Annotated in this window: 12 protein-coding genes and 3 pseudogenes; 7 read left to right on the top strand and 8 right to left on the bottom strand. The window is 74.2% G+C overall.

Going from position 1 to position 14,432, the window contains the following annotated elements:
• Window positions 1-162: 162 nt before the first annotated feature.
• Window positions 163-774, top strand: a complete 612-nt coding sequence (locus QFZ64_RS30005; protein WP_307070601.1) for a TetR-like C-terminal domain-containing protein — start codon at window positions 163-165, stop codon at window positions 772-774.
• A 156-nt stretch (window positions 775-930) separates the two neighbouring features.
• Here QFZ64_RS30005 and QFZ64_RS30010 read toward each other — a convergent pair whose 3' ends face one another.
• Both QFZ64_RS30010 and QFZ64_RS30015 read right to left on the bottom strand, forming a co-directional pair.
• The gene (locus tag QFZ64_RS30010) at window positions 931-1,839 is read right to left on the bottom strand and encodes a hypothetical protein (protein ID WP_373430780.1); all 909 of its coding nucleotides are present in this window, start codon (window positions 1,837-1,839) and stop codon (window positions 931-933) included.
• Window positions 1,840-2,133: 294 nt separating this feature from the next.
• Window positions 2,134-2,250 (bottom strand): annotated as a pseudogene (locus QFZ64_RS30015) (DUF2510 domain-containing protein); the annotation flags it as partial.
• Between the two features lie 241 nt (window positions 2,251-2,491).
• On the opposite strand from QFZ64_RS30015, the gene QFZ64_RS30020 reads away from it, so the two are divergent.
• Window positions 2,492-5,179 (top strand): AAA family ATPase, encoded by a 2,688-nt coding sequence (locus QFZ64_RS30020; RefSeq protein ID WP_307070602.1) that lies wholly within the window; start codon window positions 2,492-2,494, stop codon window positions 5,177-5,179.
• Window positions 5,180-5,326: 147 nt separating this feature from the next.
• On the opposite strand, the gene QFZ64_RS30025 is transcribed toward QFZ64_RS30020, so the two are convergent.
• The 4 genes and pseudogenes from QFZ64_RS30025 to QFZ64_RS30040 all read right to left on the bottom strand — a co-directional run.
• On the bottom strand, window positions 5,327-5,686 hold the full coding sequence (locus QFZ64_RS30025) for a carboxymuconolactone decarboxylase family protein (protein ID WP_307070603.1): 360 nt from the start codon (window positions 5,684-5,686) through the stop codon (window positions 5,327-5,329).
• Window positions 5,571-6,773: a thiolase family protein gene (locus QFZ64_RS30030; RefSeq protein WP_307070604.1), complete on the bottom strand. Its 1,203-nt coding sequence runs from the start codon at window positions 6,771-6,773 to the stop codon at window positions 5,571-5,573. Before QFZ64_RS30030 ends, QFZ64_RS30025 begins: the two co-directional genes overlap by 116 nt.
• A pseudogene (locus tag QFZ64_RS30035) lies at window positions 6,770-6,976 on the bottom strand (succinyl-CoA--3-ketoacid-CoA transferase); the annotation flags it as partial. The pseudogene QFZ64_RS30035 and the gene QFZ64_RS30030, both read right to left, overlap by 4 nt.
• Before the next feature lie 6 nt (window positions 6,977-6,982).
• Window positions 6,983-7,153: pseudogene (locus tag QFZ64_RS30040) on the bottom strand (CoA-transferase); the annotation flags it as partial.
• Window positions 7,154-7,370: 217 nt separating this feature from the next.
• Between QFZ64_RS30040 and QFZ64_RS30045 the strand changes: the two are divergent.
• Window positions 7,371-7,811: a MarR family winged helix-turn-helix transcriptional regulator gene (locus tag QFZ64_RS30045; protein WP_307070605.1), complete on the top strand. Its 441-nt coding sequence runs from the start codon at window positions 7,371-7,373 to the stop codon at window positions 7,809-7,811.
• A gap of 70 nt (window positions 7,812-7,881) precedes the next feature.
• Here QFZ64_RS30045 and QFZ64_RS30050 read toward each other — a convergent pair whose 3' ends face one another.
• The gene (locus QFZ64_RS30050; RefSeq protein ID WP_307070606.1) at window positions 7,882-8,889 is read right to left on the bottom strand and encodes a DUF3048 domain-containing protein; all 1,008 of its coding nucleotides are present in this window, start codon (window positions 8,887-8,889) and stop codon (window positions 7,882-7,884) included.
• Between the two features lie 159 nt (window positions 8,890-9,048).
• Here QFZ64_RS30050 and QFZ64_RS30055 point away from each other — a divergent pair, with 159 nt between their 5' ends.
• Window positions 9,049-10,239 carry a zinc-dependent alcohol dehydrogenase gene (locus QFZ64_RS30055; protein ID WP_307070607.1) on the top strand — a complete coding sequence of 397 codons (1,191 nt, stop codon included), beginning with the start codon at window positions 9,049-9,051 and terminating at the stop codon, window positions 10,237-10,239.
• Between the two features lie 118 nt (window positions 10,240-10,357).
• Entirely contained in the window at window positions 10,358-11,023 is a 666-nt protein-coding gene (locus QFZ64_RS30060; RefSeq protein ID WP_307070608.1) for a maleylpyruvate isomerase N-terminal domain-containing protein, read from the top strand.
• 35 nt (window positions 11,024-11,058) lie between these two features.
• Here QFZ64_RS30060 and QFZ64_RS30065 read toward each other — a convergent pair whose 3' ends face one another.
• Window positions 11,059-12,135, bottom strand: coding sequence for an ATP-dependent DNA ligase (locus tag QFZ64_RS30065; protein WP_307070609.1), 1,077 nt, complete (start codon window positions 12,133-12,135; stop codon window positions 11,059-11,061).
• A 75-nt stretch (window positions 12,136-12,210) separates the two neighbouring features.
• Here QFZ64_RS30065 and ligD point away from each other — a divergent pair, with 75 nt between their 5' ends.
• Together ligD and QFZ64_RS30075 are read left to right on the top strand one after the other, a co-directional pair.
• Window positions 12,211-13,269, top strand: coding sequence for a non-homologous end-joining DNA ligase (gene ligD, locus QFZ64_RS30070; RefSeq protein ID WP_307070610.1), 1,059 nt, complete (start codon window positions 12,211-12,213; stop codon window positions 13,267-13,269).
• 45 nt (window positions 13,270-13,314) lie between these two features.
• On the top strand, window positions 13,315-14,397 hold the full coding sequence (locus QFZ64_RS30075) for a LacI family DNA-binding transcriptional regulator (RefSeq protein WP_307070611.1): 1,083 nt from the start codon (window positions 13,315-13,317) through the stop codon (window positions 14,395-14,397).
• The last annotated feature ends 35 nt before the right edge of the window (window positions 14,398-14,432 follow it).

Consider the following 14,432-nt stretch of genomic DNA (forward strand, 5'->3'; position numbering starts at 1 on the left):
ACTGTGTGAAGAGCACCACGAGGCTTCGCGGATTGCGCCACCGGCCCACCGGGCATCTCGGAGCACGGACCCACGGAAAGCACGCAAAGCGCAGAACCACGGAAAGCACGGCGCGGTGCGGGACGCACGGAAGTGTGGGACGCAGGAGAGGGGATCGGAGTCATGACGTCGCAGGCAGCGGACGCGTTCCCGCCGGGGGCCGCCTCGCGCCGCTCCAAGCTCACCCCCGAGCGCGAGCAGGAGTTCTTCGACGCCGTGCTCGAACAGGTCCGCGCATGCGGCTATGAGGCGGTCACCATGGAGGGCGTCGCGGCCAGCACCCGCTGCAGCAAGTCCACGCTCTACCGGCAGTGGCAGAACAAACCGCGGTTCGTCGCCGCCGCGCTCCGCTCCAGCCGGTGCGTGCGGTTCGCCGGCATCGACACCGGATCGCTCGCCGGCGACCTGCGGGCGGTCGCGCGGGCGGCGGGGGAGTCCGGACAGGACACCGAGCTGATGCACGCGCTCGGCAACGCGGTGAAACTGGACAAGGAGCTCCAGCAGGCGCTGCGCGAGGCGCTGATCGAGCCCGAGGTGCGGATGCTGGAGTCGATCCTGCGGCGCGGTGTCGAGCGCGGCGAGATCCGCGCCGACCATCCCGCCCTGCCGTACGTGCCGGCGCAGATCCTCGCCATGGCGAGGATCCGGCCGCTGCTCGAAGGCCGCCACGCGGACGGCGCCTACCTCGAACGTTTCGTGGTGGCGGCGGTCCTCCCGGCACTCGGCCTCACCTAGGACCAGGCCCGCCGTCCGTGGGATGACCGGACGGGGGCCTGCGCGCCGCACCGTGGGGACGGGCGCGGCGCACCACCCGGCCGGGTGGACCCCCTCCGGAGCGGAGAGAGGGTCCACCCGGCCGACTTGTGCCGCTCTTATGGGTGTCCCGGGGGCTCAGACGTCCTGACCGCTGCCGCCGCCCTTGGAGACCTTGATCCCCTCGGTGATGTCGTCGAGGAGGGACTGCTTCTGGCCCACGTCGACGCCGAACCGCACCACGACCATCTGCTTGGCGCTCACCGGCGACGGGAAGGCGAGCGACTGCACATAGCCGTCGGAGCCCTTGCTGGTGACCGCCCTCCAGCGCACGAGGTAGCCCTTCTGCCCGGCCACGGTCACCACCTTGGACGCCAGCACCTCGTGCGAGGTGATGCTGCCGTAGCTGTTGCCGCCGTAGGACTCCTTGGCGTTGGCGGCGATGTCCGCCTTCGCCACCTCCTCGGCGGTGCTGCCCTTGCTGCCGAGGGCGAGCGCGGGCGTCGAGTACGCGCCGCCCCGCGTGCACGTCTTGGACGTGTCGCCGGGGCACTTGTACGAGTCCTTCGACGACAACTGGGCACCGATCTGTCCCTGTTGCCCGTACCAGCCGTCCGGGACCGGCAGGCTGATCCCGTCGATCGGGTCGGCCACGGAGCCGCTCTCGATCTTCGGCGCCTCGGACTGCCCCGGGTCAGGCGACTCCCCACCAGAACCGCCGGAGCCACCGGGGCCGCCCTCGGGACCGCCGCCCCCGTTCCGGCCACCGTTCCCGTTCCGGCCGCCACCGGGGCCCTGCGCGCTGCTGCTGCCGCCGTTGCCGCCGTCGTCCTTGGCCAGGACGTACGTGCCGACCCCGATGCAGGCGAGCACTGCCACGGCGGCGGCCACGGCTATCCCCATCCGCAGCCGCCGGCGGGGAGGCACGGGCGCCGGATACGCGGGATACGCGCCATACGGCGGCGGGTACGGGCCGGGGTGGGCCCCCGGGTACCCACCGGCCGGAAGCGGCGCGGTGGCACCGAACGCACCACCCGGGCCCGGCACCGGGGCCCCGCCCCAGCCCGGAGCCACCGGGCCGGCGCCGGGAGTGGCACCGGCCGGAGCCGCCGGGACCGGTCCCGGCCCGGCCTGCCCCACGTGCGGGTGCCCCGCGCCGGCCGACGGGGGGTTCGCCGGTACCGGGGGCGTGCCGAGAGCTACGTCCGCCGGGCCCGCGTCCGCCGGGCCCGCGTCCGTCGAGCCCGCGTCCGCCGGGCTCCCGTCCGCCGGGGGTGGGCCCGCGTCGGCACGGTCCGCGTCGGCGGGACCGGGCGCCGTCGGACCCCCCGGGGCGACCGGGGCCGCGGGGCGGATGCGTTCCGTCCATGCGTTGCCGTCCCACCAACGCTCCGTGGCGGGGCCGTCACTGTTCTGCCCGGGGTCGGGATACCACCCGGGGGGAGTCACCTGCGTCATGGCCCCACCGTATGAGCACACCCTGAAAGCGGGATGAGAGGGCACCCCCTTCACGACGCCGCCGACGCCATCGGCGCGGTGGGGAACCACCGTGAACCGCCCCACATACCATCCCCCCGCCTCCCCGTACCCCGTTTCCGAGGCAACCGGCAACACGTGACCGACAGCCGTCCCCTCCGTCGGCCGGGGCGGCTACGCTCAATGCCTGTACGTCATTTGGGCGGCCTGGGGAGGTAGCGGGATGACGGAGGTGCCGCCGGACGCGGTCCCCTCGGCCTCCCTGTGGGAACGCGAGGAGGAACTCCGCGTCGTTTCGGAGGCCGTGGACACCCTGCGCGCCGACTCGCCGGCCGGGGCGTCGGGCCCGGGCCGCGTGCTCGTTCTCACCGGCGAGGCCGGCCTCGGCAAGACCGCCCTGCTCACCGAGGTCCGCGCCCGCGCCGAGAAGCTCGGCTGCACCGTCTGGTACGCCCGCGGCGGCGCCACCGTCTCCTCCGTCCCGTTCAACGTGCTGCGCCAGCTCCTCCAGCCCGCGCTCGTCCAGCTCATGCCGGACGAGGCCCGCGAGTACCTCGGCGAGTGGTACGAGGTCTCCGGCCCCGCCCTCGGCATAGCCGACCCCGGCGCCCGTCCGCCGGACCCGCAGGCGGTGTGCGACGGCCTCGTCACCGCCGTACGCCGGCTCGCCCGCCGCGAATGGCCGCTGGTGCTGTTGGTCGACGACGCGCACTGGGCCGACCAGGAGACCCTCGGCTGGCTCGACGCGTTCGTCGAACGCCTCGACGACCTGCCCGTCCTCGTCGTCGTGGCCCGCCGGCCCGACGAGGCCGACACAGCCGCCGCCCGCCACCTCGACGCCGTGGCCGCCCGCGCGAGCCGCCCCGCGATCCCGCTCCGCCCGCTCACCCCCGAGGCCACCGCGGGACTCACCCGCGCCACCCTCGGCGCGCACGCCGACGCCCCCTTCTGCCGCGAGGTGTGGGCCGTCACCGACGGCAACCCGTACGGCATCGTGGAACTCCTCGCCAAGGTGCGGGACAGCCGGCTCGAACCCGTCGAGGCCTGCGCCGCCGATCTGCGCGCACTGCACAAGTCGGCGCGCGGCCGCGGACTCCTCGCCCGTCTCGAACAACTCGGCGTCGACGCCACCCGGTTCGCCTGGGCGGCCGCGATCCTCGGCAGCGGCATCACCGTCGACCTCGTGGCGCCCCTCTCCGGACTGGACCGGCAGGACACGGCACGCTGCGCCGGCCTGCTCGTCAGGGCACGCGTGCTCACCCCGGTCGGTCCGACGGCCGGCGCCCGGGCCGCCGGTGACGAGCTGGAGTTCCTCCACTCACTGGTCGCCACCGACATCTACGAGTCCATCCCGGCCGCGCTGCGCACCGCCATGCACGGCATCGCGGCCAAGGTCGTCGCCGACCACGGGATGGGCGCCGCCGCCGTCTCCCGGCACCTGATGTACGTCCACCCGGACGACGACGCCGAACTGGTCGAGCAGATGCGGGAGGCCGCGCGGGAGCACCTCTCCGTCGGCGCACCCGACCCCGCCCGCCGCTGCCTGGAACGCGCGCTCGCCGAGCCGCCCCCGCCCGAGGTCCACCCGCACGTCCTGTACGAACTGGGCTGTGCCACGCTGCTCACCTCGCCCGCGACCACCGTCGAGTACCTCCGCGAGGCCCTCGCGCTGCCCGGCCTGGAGGGCGACGTCCGCGTCGACGCCGTCCACCGGCTCTCCCAGGCGCTGCTCCACAACGACCAGCTGGAGGAGGCCGTCCGCACGGTCGACGCCGAGGCGGCGCGACTGCCGGACGGGCCCGCCAGGACCCGGCTCCGGGCCGTGCACTACATGTGGGAGGGCATCCACGCCCCCGAGGACCGCGCCCCGTCCCGCTCCACGGGTCTCGCCGACCTCGCGGCCGCGTGCACCGGCCGGGACAACGCCGAACGGGCGTTATTGATCCTGCGCGGCTTCGACGCCATGACCCACGGCGAGAGCGCCGAACAGGTCGTGGAGTTCAGCGACCGCGCCCTCGTCAACGGCCGCCTCGCCCCCGGACTCGGCTGGACCGACAGCGAGTGGGGCATGGAACTGCTGATGATGCTCGGCAGCTCCTACGCCTACGCCGACCACCTCGACCGCGCCGAGGCCCTCTTCTCCGAAGCCCTGCACGCCTACACCAGCGCCGGCTGGAGCGGCGGCCACCTGGCGCTCGCCCACGCCTTCGTCGGGCTCGCCCACCGCAGGCGGGGGCGGCTGCGGGAGGCCGAGGAGGCGCAGCGCGAGGCGCTCCGGCTCGCCGAGCGGGTCGGCCGCGGACTGCCCCTGTACTGGTCGGCGATCTGCGGTCTCGTCGACACACTGCTCGTCCGCGGGCACGCGGAGGAGGCGGCGGAGGCGGCCGAGCGGTACGGGTTCGCGCCGCCCTACCCGTCGACGATCGTGCTGCCCGACATCCGCTCCGTGCGGGGGCGGCTGCTGCTGGCCACCGGACACACGCAGGACGGCATCAACGAACTGGAGGACGCGGAGAAGGCGGCGAGTGCGCGCGGCCACCACAACACGGTGCTCGCGCCGTGGGCGCTGGACCTCGCGCGGGCGGTGGCCGGGTCCGATGCCCGGCGGGCCGCGGAACTCGCCGGGGCGGCGCGGCAGCAGGCGGAGCGGTTCGGGACGGACACGGCGATCGGGGAGGCGTTGCGGTGCGCCGCGGCGCTGGAGACGGGGCGCAGGGCCGTGGCGCTGTACGAGAGGGCGGTGGCGTATCTGGAGGCGTCGCCGTCCGCGTACGAGCACGCGGTGGCGCGCCTGGAGTACGGGGTGGCGACGGCGTCGCGGGCGGAACTGGAGCGGGCGCTGACCCTGGCGAAGTCCTGCGGCGCGGACGGGGTCGCGGCGCGTGCGGAATCCGCGCTGCGGCGGACGTAGCTTTCCTCGCCCCCGCCGACACGGGCTTCGCCCCGTTCCGCGCGGTTCCCCGCGCCCCTGATCAGGGGCGCGGGGAACCGCGCATCTTCTGGGGGTCCGGGCGCGGAGCCCCCGGGGACGGGAAGGGGCGGCGGGGGCGAGGAAAACCTACGGCTCCTCCGACAGGACCCGTTGGGCCACCGCGAACGCCGAGTTAGCCGCCGGCACCCCGCAGTACACCCCCACCCGCGACAGCACCGCCCCGATCTCCTCCACCGTCAACCCGTTCCGCCGCGCCGCCCGCACATGCATCGCGAGCTCCTCGAGATGCCCGTGCGCGACGAGCGCCGTCAACGTCACCATGCTCCGCTCCCTCGGTGGCGTGGGGCCCTCGCGGGGACGGTGGCGCCGTTCAGCGTTCGAGGACGAGTGCGAGACCCTGGCCGACGCCGATGCAGAGGGTGGCGACGCCGGTTCCGCCGCCCCTGCGGGCGAGTTGGTGGGCGACGGTGCCGGCGAGGCGGGCACCGGAGGCGCCGAGGGGGTGGCCGAGTGCGAGGGCGCCGCCCTGGGGGTTGAGCACGGCGGGGTCGAGGTCGGGCCATTCGGCGAGGCAGCCGAGGACCTGCGCGGCGAAGGCCTCGTTCAGCTCCAGCACGTCGAGGTCGGCGAAGGTGCGACCGGCCTTGGCGAGCGCCCGGTCGACGGCCTCGACGGGGGCGAGGCCGAAGTAGTGGGGGTCGACGGCGTGCACGCCGGTGGCCGAGACGCGCGCGAGGGGCTCGCGGCCGGTGGCCTTCAACCCCTCCTCGTCGGTCAGGAGCAGGGCCGCCGCGCCGTCGTTCAACGGTGAGGCGTTGCCGGCGGTGACCGTGCCCCCGTCCGCGCGGAAGGACGGCTTCAGCTTCGCCATGGCCTCCAGGGAGGTGTCGGCGCGGACGGACTCGTCGGCGTCGAAGAGAACCGGGTCGCCCTTGCGCCGCGGGATCGTGACCGGGGCGATCTCGGCGTCGAAGAGACCGGAGGCCTGTGCGGCGGCGGCCTTGCGGTGACTGTGGAGGGCGAACTCGTCCTGCTGCTCGCGGCCGATTCCGTGCTTGTCGGCGATGAGTTCGGCCGACTCGCCGAGGGGGATCGTCCACTGCGGGTTCATGCCCGGGTTGACCATCCGCCAGCCGAGGGTGGTGGAGTACAGCTCGGTATGGGCGGCGGGGAAGGGCCGGTCGTTCTTGGGCAGGACGTAGGGGGCCCGGGTCATGGACTCCACGCCGCCGGCCAGCGCGACGGAGGCGTCGCCGACGGCGATGGCACGGGCGGCCTGGACGACGGCTTCGAGCCCGGAGGCGCACAGCCGGTTGACGGTGACGCCGGGCACGGAGGTGGGGAGCCCGGCCAGCAGTCCCGCCATGCGGGCGACGTTGCGGTTCTCCTCGCCGGCGCCGTTGGCGTTGCCGAGGTAGACGTCCTCGATCCGGGCGGGGTCCAGGCCGGGGGTACGGGCGAGGAGCGCCCGGAGGGTGTGGGCGGCGAGGTCGTCCGGGCGGACGGAGGCGAGGCCGCCGTTGTAGCGGCCGATCGGGGTGCGGACCGCGTCGACGATGTAGACGTCCTTCACTGCTGCTCCTTCGGTTCCTTCGGTCCCTCGTCCAGTGGCTCGGCGAGGGTGAGTGCGGCGTCGGTCGCGGCGGTGATCTCCGCCGCCGTCACACCGGGGGCGGTCCCGACGAGGACGAGCCCGCCGGCGGTGACCTCCAGGACGCCCCGGTCGGTGACGACGCGGTCCACGTAGCCCTTGCCGGTGAGCGGCAGGGTGCACTTCGCCCATCCGCCGACGCCCCGCTCGTACATCGCCCGGATCAGCACGTTCGGCACCCCGGCGAGCCCGAACCCGCCCACCGCGAGCGACGCGCCCTCCAGTATGTCCGCCACCGCCTCCTCGGCCGTGGCGATCACCTTGTCCCTCCGCGCGGCTCCCTGTCCTCGACCGGTACGCAGTCAGCGCACTGAGTATCTCGGTGCCGCTCGGTGCCGCTCGGTGGGGGGAGGAACGCTGCCAGCCTGTCGGGCGGTCGTCAAGACCTCACCGGCAAACTGGCTGGTCACGGCCTCGTGTCCGGTCGAGGAGACAGGCGGACGGCGTGGCCGTAGCGCGGATATCCTTCAGTGCACCGACGAAATCCCGAGCAGCCCCCCGGCACCCCGAGGAGCACACATGGCCGCGGTGGACCTCTCCACCCATCCCGGGCACCTGGCCCGGCGGCTCCAGCAGGCGCACTACCTGCTGTGGAACACGATGGTCTCCGAGGAGATCACCTCATCCCAGTTCGCCGTGCTCAACACCCTCGTCGCCGAACCGGGGCTGGACCAGCGCACGGTGGGGGAGCGGGTGGGCCTGGACCGCTCGACCGTCGCCGAGGTCATCGACCGGCTGAGCCGCAGGGGCCTGCTCGACAAGGTCCGCGACCCGCGGGACGGCCGCCGCTTCCTGCTCGACGCGACCGAGGAGGGCGTCCGCACCCACCGCAGGCTCACGGTCCGCACGGCCAGGATGAACCAGGTGTTCCTCGCCCCCCTGTCGGACGAGGAGCGGGAACAGTTCTTCGCCCTCATCGGCCGGGTGGCCGACGCGGCGGAGAGACTGCGCGCGGTCTGAGCCGCGGGGCGCGCCCCGCCCCGCGGTCGTCCGTGGGGCCGCCCCCACGGACGACCGTCGGGCGCGGGCGTCACGGTTTCTCCGCGAGGACCACCCACACCTGGCCCTTCGCGAAGTTCAGCGGTGCCCCGTCCGGCGTGGTGAACTTCGTGCCCTGCGTCGCGGTGTCCCGCTTCCAGTGCCCCTCGTACGCCCGGCCGTCGCGCAGCACCTCCGCCCGGCCCGCGCCCACGGTCTCGGTGTACGGCGTCGTGCTGCCGAGGTAGTCGTGGAAGCGGGAGGCGTGCACGGAGACGTACTGCACGACCACCGTCGCGGGGGCGACCCGGTCGCCGCCGGTCGTCACGGTCGGCCGGCCGTCCGTCGAGACGAGCCAGCGCCGCCGGTCGCCGGACCAGGTGAAGGTGAACCGGGCCGCGGGGAACCGGACCGTGCGCGCGGACTCGGAGGTGCCGCCCGGGGGCGCGGCGCCGGAACGGAAGCCGGTGGTGAGCGCGTCCGCGCCCGGGGCGGAGCCCATCAGCGCGCGCGGGCGCAGGAAGAGGTCGTGCGGTGCGGGGCGGCCCGGCGCCCGGTAGAACGCGTCCGGCTCCGACTCCGGGGTCGCGGCCCGCAGCGGTGCCCTGTCGATCAGCGGCAGCAGCTTGTGCTGGGCGCCCGAGAAGGCCAGCGTCGGCTCGTGGAACTGGCGCAGCAGCTCCAGGTCCGACTCGCGCGCGCTGCGCACCGGCCCGACCGACTCGGGATACCGGGTCGCGTACAGCGCCATGAGCCGGCTCAGACCGCCCTCGACCTGCTCCGCGAAGACGACGTCCGCCGTGTCCAGCCCGGCCTGCGGGCGTGCCGGGCCCACGTTGTCGATCTTGACGGCGAGCACCGGGCCGGCGGGCCGGGCGCTCTCGTCCGGGCTCCGTCCGGGTCTTCGGGAGCTCCCGTCGTCCGAGCCGCCGTCCCCGCCGGTGCAGGCCGCCAGCAGCGACCCCAGCAGCGCGGCGGCGACCAGAGCGGTGGTTCGTGCCCTCGCGGTTCGTGCCCTCGCGGTCCTCGGGGCCGCCCCCGTCACGCGTTTCCTCGTCACCCGTCAATTGTGTGACCTTCATACGATGCCTGCCATACCCGTACGAGGCGCACCGCGCGCCCCGGACACGGCCGTTGTGGGCAAGTGGGGCGGGTTCACGCCGGGCGCCCCGGGTACCCGCAGCCCCTACCCGGCGGACCGGACGAAAGGGTTGAGTCGATGAAGGCAGTGACGTGGCAGGGCAAACGGGACGTGCGCGTCGAGGACGTGCCCGACCCGCGCATCGAGCAGCCCACGGACGCGGTCGTCCGCATCACCTCCAGCGGCCTGTGCGGCTCCGACCTGCACCTGTACGAGGTGCTGACGCCGTTCATGACGCCGGGCGACATCCTGGGCCACGAGCCCATGGGCATCGTCGAGGAGGTCGGCCCCGAGGTGACGAACCTGCGGCCCGGGGACCGCGTGGTCGTACCGTTCCAGATCGCCTGCGGGCACTGCTGGATGTGCGGCACGGGCCTGTACACGCAGTGCGAGACCACCCAGGTGTCCGGCGAGGGCATGGGCGCCGCGCTGTTCGGCTACACCCGCCTCTACGGGGCCGTACCGGGCGCCCAGGCCGAGTATCTGCGCGTGCCGCAGGCCCACTTCGGGCCCATCAAGGTGCCCGAGGGGCCGGCGGACGACCGCTTCGTCTACCTCTCCGACGTGCTGCCCACCGCCTGGCAGGCGGTCCAGTACGCGGCCGTCCCGCGGGGCGGCAGCGCCGCCGTGCTCGGCCTCGGACCCATCGGGGACATGGCCTGCCGGATCGCCCTGCACCAGGGCGCCGAGCGGGTGTTCGGCGTGGACCTCGTGCCCGAGCGGCTGCGACGGCTGCGCGAGCGCGGTGTAGAGACGTTCGACCTGCGCGACTTCGAGAGCGAGAAGGAACTCGTCGAGGCGATCCGCGAGAAGACCGGCGGCCGTGGCCCGGACGCCGTCATCGACGCCGTCGGCACCGAGGCGCACGGCAGCCACGCCGCGAAGCTCGCCCAGACGGCGGCGGGCGTGCTGCCGCGGGCGATCGGCTCCAAGCTCGCGGAACGGTTCAGCGTCGACCGGCTCTCCGCGCTGTACACGGCGATCGACCTGGTGCGGCGCGGCGGCACGATCTCGCTGTCCGGCGTGTACGGCGGCCAGGCGGACCCGATGCCGCTGCTCACCCTCTTCGACAAGCAGATCCAGCTGCGGATGGGCCAGGCGAACGTACGCCGCTGGACCGACGACATCATCCCCCTCCTCACGGAGGCCGATCCGCTGGGCGTCGACGACTTCGCCACCCACCACGTCCCCCTCTCGGACGCGCCCCGCGCGTACGACATGTTCCAGAAGAAGCAGGACGGTGCGATCAAGATCCTGATGAAGCCGTAGGGGCTACCGCGCAGAGCCGTGGGGGCATGGGGGCCGTGGGCCATGGCAGTGGGCCCATGGCTGTGGAACCACTCCCCTCGCCCCCACCGAAGGGCGGCGCCGGCGATACCGTATCGGCGTGGAACTCTTCGCACGCTCCTGGGAGGCGCTGCGCGCGGCGGTCGCCGGGCTCCCGGACGAGGACTTCGCGCGCCCGTCCGGGTGCGCCGGCTGGCTGGTGCGTGACCTGGTGTGCCACCTGGTCATCGATGCCCAGGACGTCCTGATCACCCTGGCGACGCCCACCGCGGCCGCGCCCACCCGGGACGCGGTGACCTACTGGACGATCGACGACCCGGCGGCGCCGGACGATCCGCCCGGCCAGGACCCGTTGTCCGCGCTGACCGTCCGGCTGGCCGCCGCCTACCAGGACATGGGGCTGCTGAGGTTCCATCTGGACGACGTCGGCTCCGCCGCCGGCCGCGCCGCCCGGCTCGCCGACCCCGGCCTGCGGGTCGCCACCCAGGGGGAGGTCCTCACCGCGGGGGACTACCTCTCGGCGTACGTCTACGAGTGGACACTGCACCACCTGGACCTGCGCGCCCACCTGCCCGGCGTGCCGGGGCCGCCCGCCGAGGGGCTCGCCCACGCGCGGGCGCTGCTGGAGGGCGTCGCCGGGGCCCCGTTCCCCGCCGCGCTCTCCGACGAGGACGCCCTGCTGCTCGGCACGGGGCGTCGCAGCCCCACCGAGGAGCAGCGGGCCGTACTGGGCCCCGTGGCCGACCGTCTCCCGTTCGTCGCCTGACCGCCGGGGCAGATCCGGTCGCGCCGGCCCGTGGCTCACCCCGCGCCGCCGCTTCCCAGCACTTCCGCCAGGTCGTAGCGCACCGGTTCCTCCAGCTGTGCGAACGTGCAGCTCGCCGCGTCCCGGTCCGGCCGCCAGCGCCGGAACCGTGCCGTGTGGCGGAACCGCTCCCCGTTCTCCATGTGGTCGTACGCGACCTCCGCCACCAGTTCCGGCCGTACCGGCACCCACGACAGGTCCTTGGTCCCCGACCACCGGCTCGGCGCCCCCGGCATCCGCGCCGACGCGTGTGCCGCCTCGTCGCCCCACGCCGCCCACGGGTGCCCCGCCGCGTCCGCCATCCGCAACGGCTCCAGCTCCTCCACCAGCTCCGCCCGCCGCTTCGCCGTGAACGCCGCGCACACTCCCACGTGCTGCAGCACCCCCGCCCCGTCGTGCAGCCCGAGCAGCAGCGAGCCGACCACGGGGCCGCTCTTGTGGAAGCGGTACCCGGCCACCACCACATCGGCCGTCCGCTCGTGCTTGATCTTGAACATGGCACGCTCGTCCGGCCGGTACCGCAGCGTCAGCGGCTTGGCCACCACCCCGTCGAGCCCCGCCCCCTCGAACTGCTCGAACCAGCGCTCGGCCTCCGCCCGGTCCCGGGTCGCGGGCGCCAGGTGCACCGGTGCGGAGACACCCGCCAGCGCCCGCTCCAGCAGCGCGCGCCGGTCCGTGAGCGGGGCGTCCAGCAGCGCCTCGTCGTCCAGCGCCAGCAGGTCGAACGCGACGAATGAGGCCGGCGTGCGCTCCGCGAGCGTGCGCACCCGCGAGGCCGCCGGGTGGATGCGCTCGCTCAGCGCGTCGAAGTCCAGCCGCCCGCCACGGGCGACCACGATCTCCCCGTCCAGCACGCACCGCTCGGGCAGCCGCTCCCGCAGCGCCGCCACCAGCTCGGGGAAGTACCTGGTCAGCGGCTTGGCATTGCGGCTGCCCAGCTCGATCTCGGCGCCGTCGCGGAACACGATCGCCCGGAACCCGTCCCACTTCGCCTCGTAACTCATGTCCGGCGGGATCCGCGCCACGGACTTGGCGAGCATCGGCAGAACGGGAGGCATCACCGGCAGGTCCATGCCCCCGATTCTGCGGCCGTACGTACCCCTTCGCCCGGTGTGCGAGGTATGCGGTGTACGCCTACCGTGGCTCGCATGGGCGAAGCGGTGGAACTGCGGGTGGCGGGGCGGACCGTACGGCTGTCCAGTCCGGACAAGGTGTTCTTCCCGGAGCGTGGCTTCACCAAGTTGGACGTCGCGCGCTACTACCAGGCCGTCGCCCCCGGCATCCTGCGTGCCCTGCGCGACCGGCCCACCACCCTGCAGCGGTACCCGGACGGCGTCGACGGCGAGTGGTTCTACCAGAAGCGGGCGCCCAAGAGCATGCCCGACTGGATCCCCACCGCCCACATCACCTTCCCCAGCGGCCGCAGCGCCGACGAGATGTGCCCCACCGAGGAGGCCGCCGTGCTGTGGGCCGCCCAGTACGGCACCCTCACCTTCCACCCCTGGCCGGTGCGCCGCACGGACGTCGACCGCCCCGACGAACTCCGGATCGACCTCGACCCGCAGCCCGGCACCGGCTACCCCGAGGCAGTCCACGCCGCGCACGAACTCCGTGCCGTACTGGAGGAGTTCGGCGGGCTGCGCGGCTGGCCCAAGACCTCCGGCGGCCGGGGACTGCACGTCTTCGTGCCGATCGAACCGCGCTGGACCTTCACCCAGGTCCGCCGCGCCGCCATCGCCGTCGCGCGCGAGGTGGAGCGCCGGATGCCGGAGCGGGTCACCACCGCCTGGTGGAAGGAGGAGCGGGGCGAGAAGATCTTCGTCGACTACAACCAGACCGCCCGCGACCGCACCATCGCCTCCGCCTACTCGGTACGCCCCAAGCCGCACGCCCCCGTCTCCGCCCCGCTGCGCTGGGAGGAGGTCCCCGACGCCCGCCCCCGCGACTTCGACCTGGGGACCATGCCCGGCCGCTTCGCCGGACTCGGCGACGTCCACGCGGACATGGACGACCACGCCTACTCCCTGGACGCCCTCCTCGAACTCGCCCGCCGCGACGAGCACGACCACGGCCTCGGCGACCTGCCGTACCCGCCCGAGTACCCGAAGATGCCCGGCGAGCCCACACGCGTCCAGCCCAGCCGCGCCCGCAAGGACGTCCCACCGCACCCGCACAGTGGACATCGGAGCGCGGCCGGGGACGGGTGAGCGGCGGGACTATCCTGGGCCGCAGTTGCCGAGGAGGAGTGCCGAGTGACCGAGACCGCGCCGCGGCCCACGCTGGAGGCGGTGGCCGCGCTGGCCGGTGTCTCCCGGGCCACCGTCTCCCGGGTCGTCAACGGCGGCGACGGTGTACGAGAACGCCTCGCCGAGCGGGTGCGCCGGGCCGTCGACGAACTCGGCTACGTGCCCAACCAGGCCGCCCGCAGCCTTGTCACCAAACGGCACGACGCCGTCGCCGTCGTCATCGCCGAGCCCGAGACGAGGGTTTTCGCCGACCCCTTCTTCGCGGTCCAGCTCCGCGGCATCAGCAAGGAACTGACCGCCCACGACTCCCAGCTCGTCCTGCTGCTCACCGAGGGCCGCGAGGACCACACCCGTGTGGGCCGCTACCTCGCCGGCGGCCACGTCGACGGGGCGCTCGTCTTCTCCCTGCACCTCGACGACCCGCTTCCCGGCCTGGTGCGCCGCGCCGGCGTGCCCACCGTGTTCGGCGGGCGGCCCGACTGGGGTGACGACACCGGCGGGACGGGCGACACCTCCTACGTCGACAGCGACAACCGGGGCGGCGCCCGCGAGGCCGTACGCCACCTTCTCGGCCTCGGCCGCACCCGCGTCGCGCACATCGCCGGGGCCCTCGACCAGACCTCGGGCGTGGACCGGCTGGAGGGTTTCCGGGACGTCATGGGCGACGGCGACCCCGGGCTGGTGGTGGAGGGCGACTTCACCCCCGCCGGCGGGGAGCGGGCCATGCGGGAGCTGCTGGAGCGACGGCCCGACCTGGATGCCGTGTTCGCCGCCAACGACCTGACGGCCGCGGGGGCCCTGCGGGTGCTGCGGGAGACGGGGCGGCGGGTGCCGGAGGACGTCGCGGTCGTCGGGTTCGACGACATGCTGCCGGTCGCCGAACAGACCGACCCGCCGCTCACCACGGTCCGCCAGGACATCGAGGAGATGGGCCGCCTGATGGCCCGCCTGCTGCTGCGCACGCTGGACGGCGGTGTCGGAGCCGGCGGTACGGGCGCGGGCGGCGGCGTGGGTGCGGGACCGGAGACGGCGGGCGCGCCCGCCGGCATGGTGCTGCCCACCACGCTGGTGCGCCGTGCCTCCGCGTGAGCCCTGCGGGGGCTGCTCCGCTGGGGGCTGCTCCG

It is taken from the genome of Streptomyces sp. B3I8 (assembly GCF_030816915.1).
Lineage (GTDB): Bacteria > Actinomycetota > Actinomycetes > Streptomycetales > Streptomycetaceae > Streptomyces.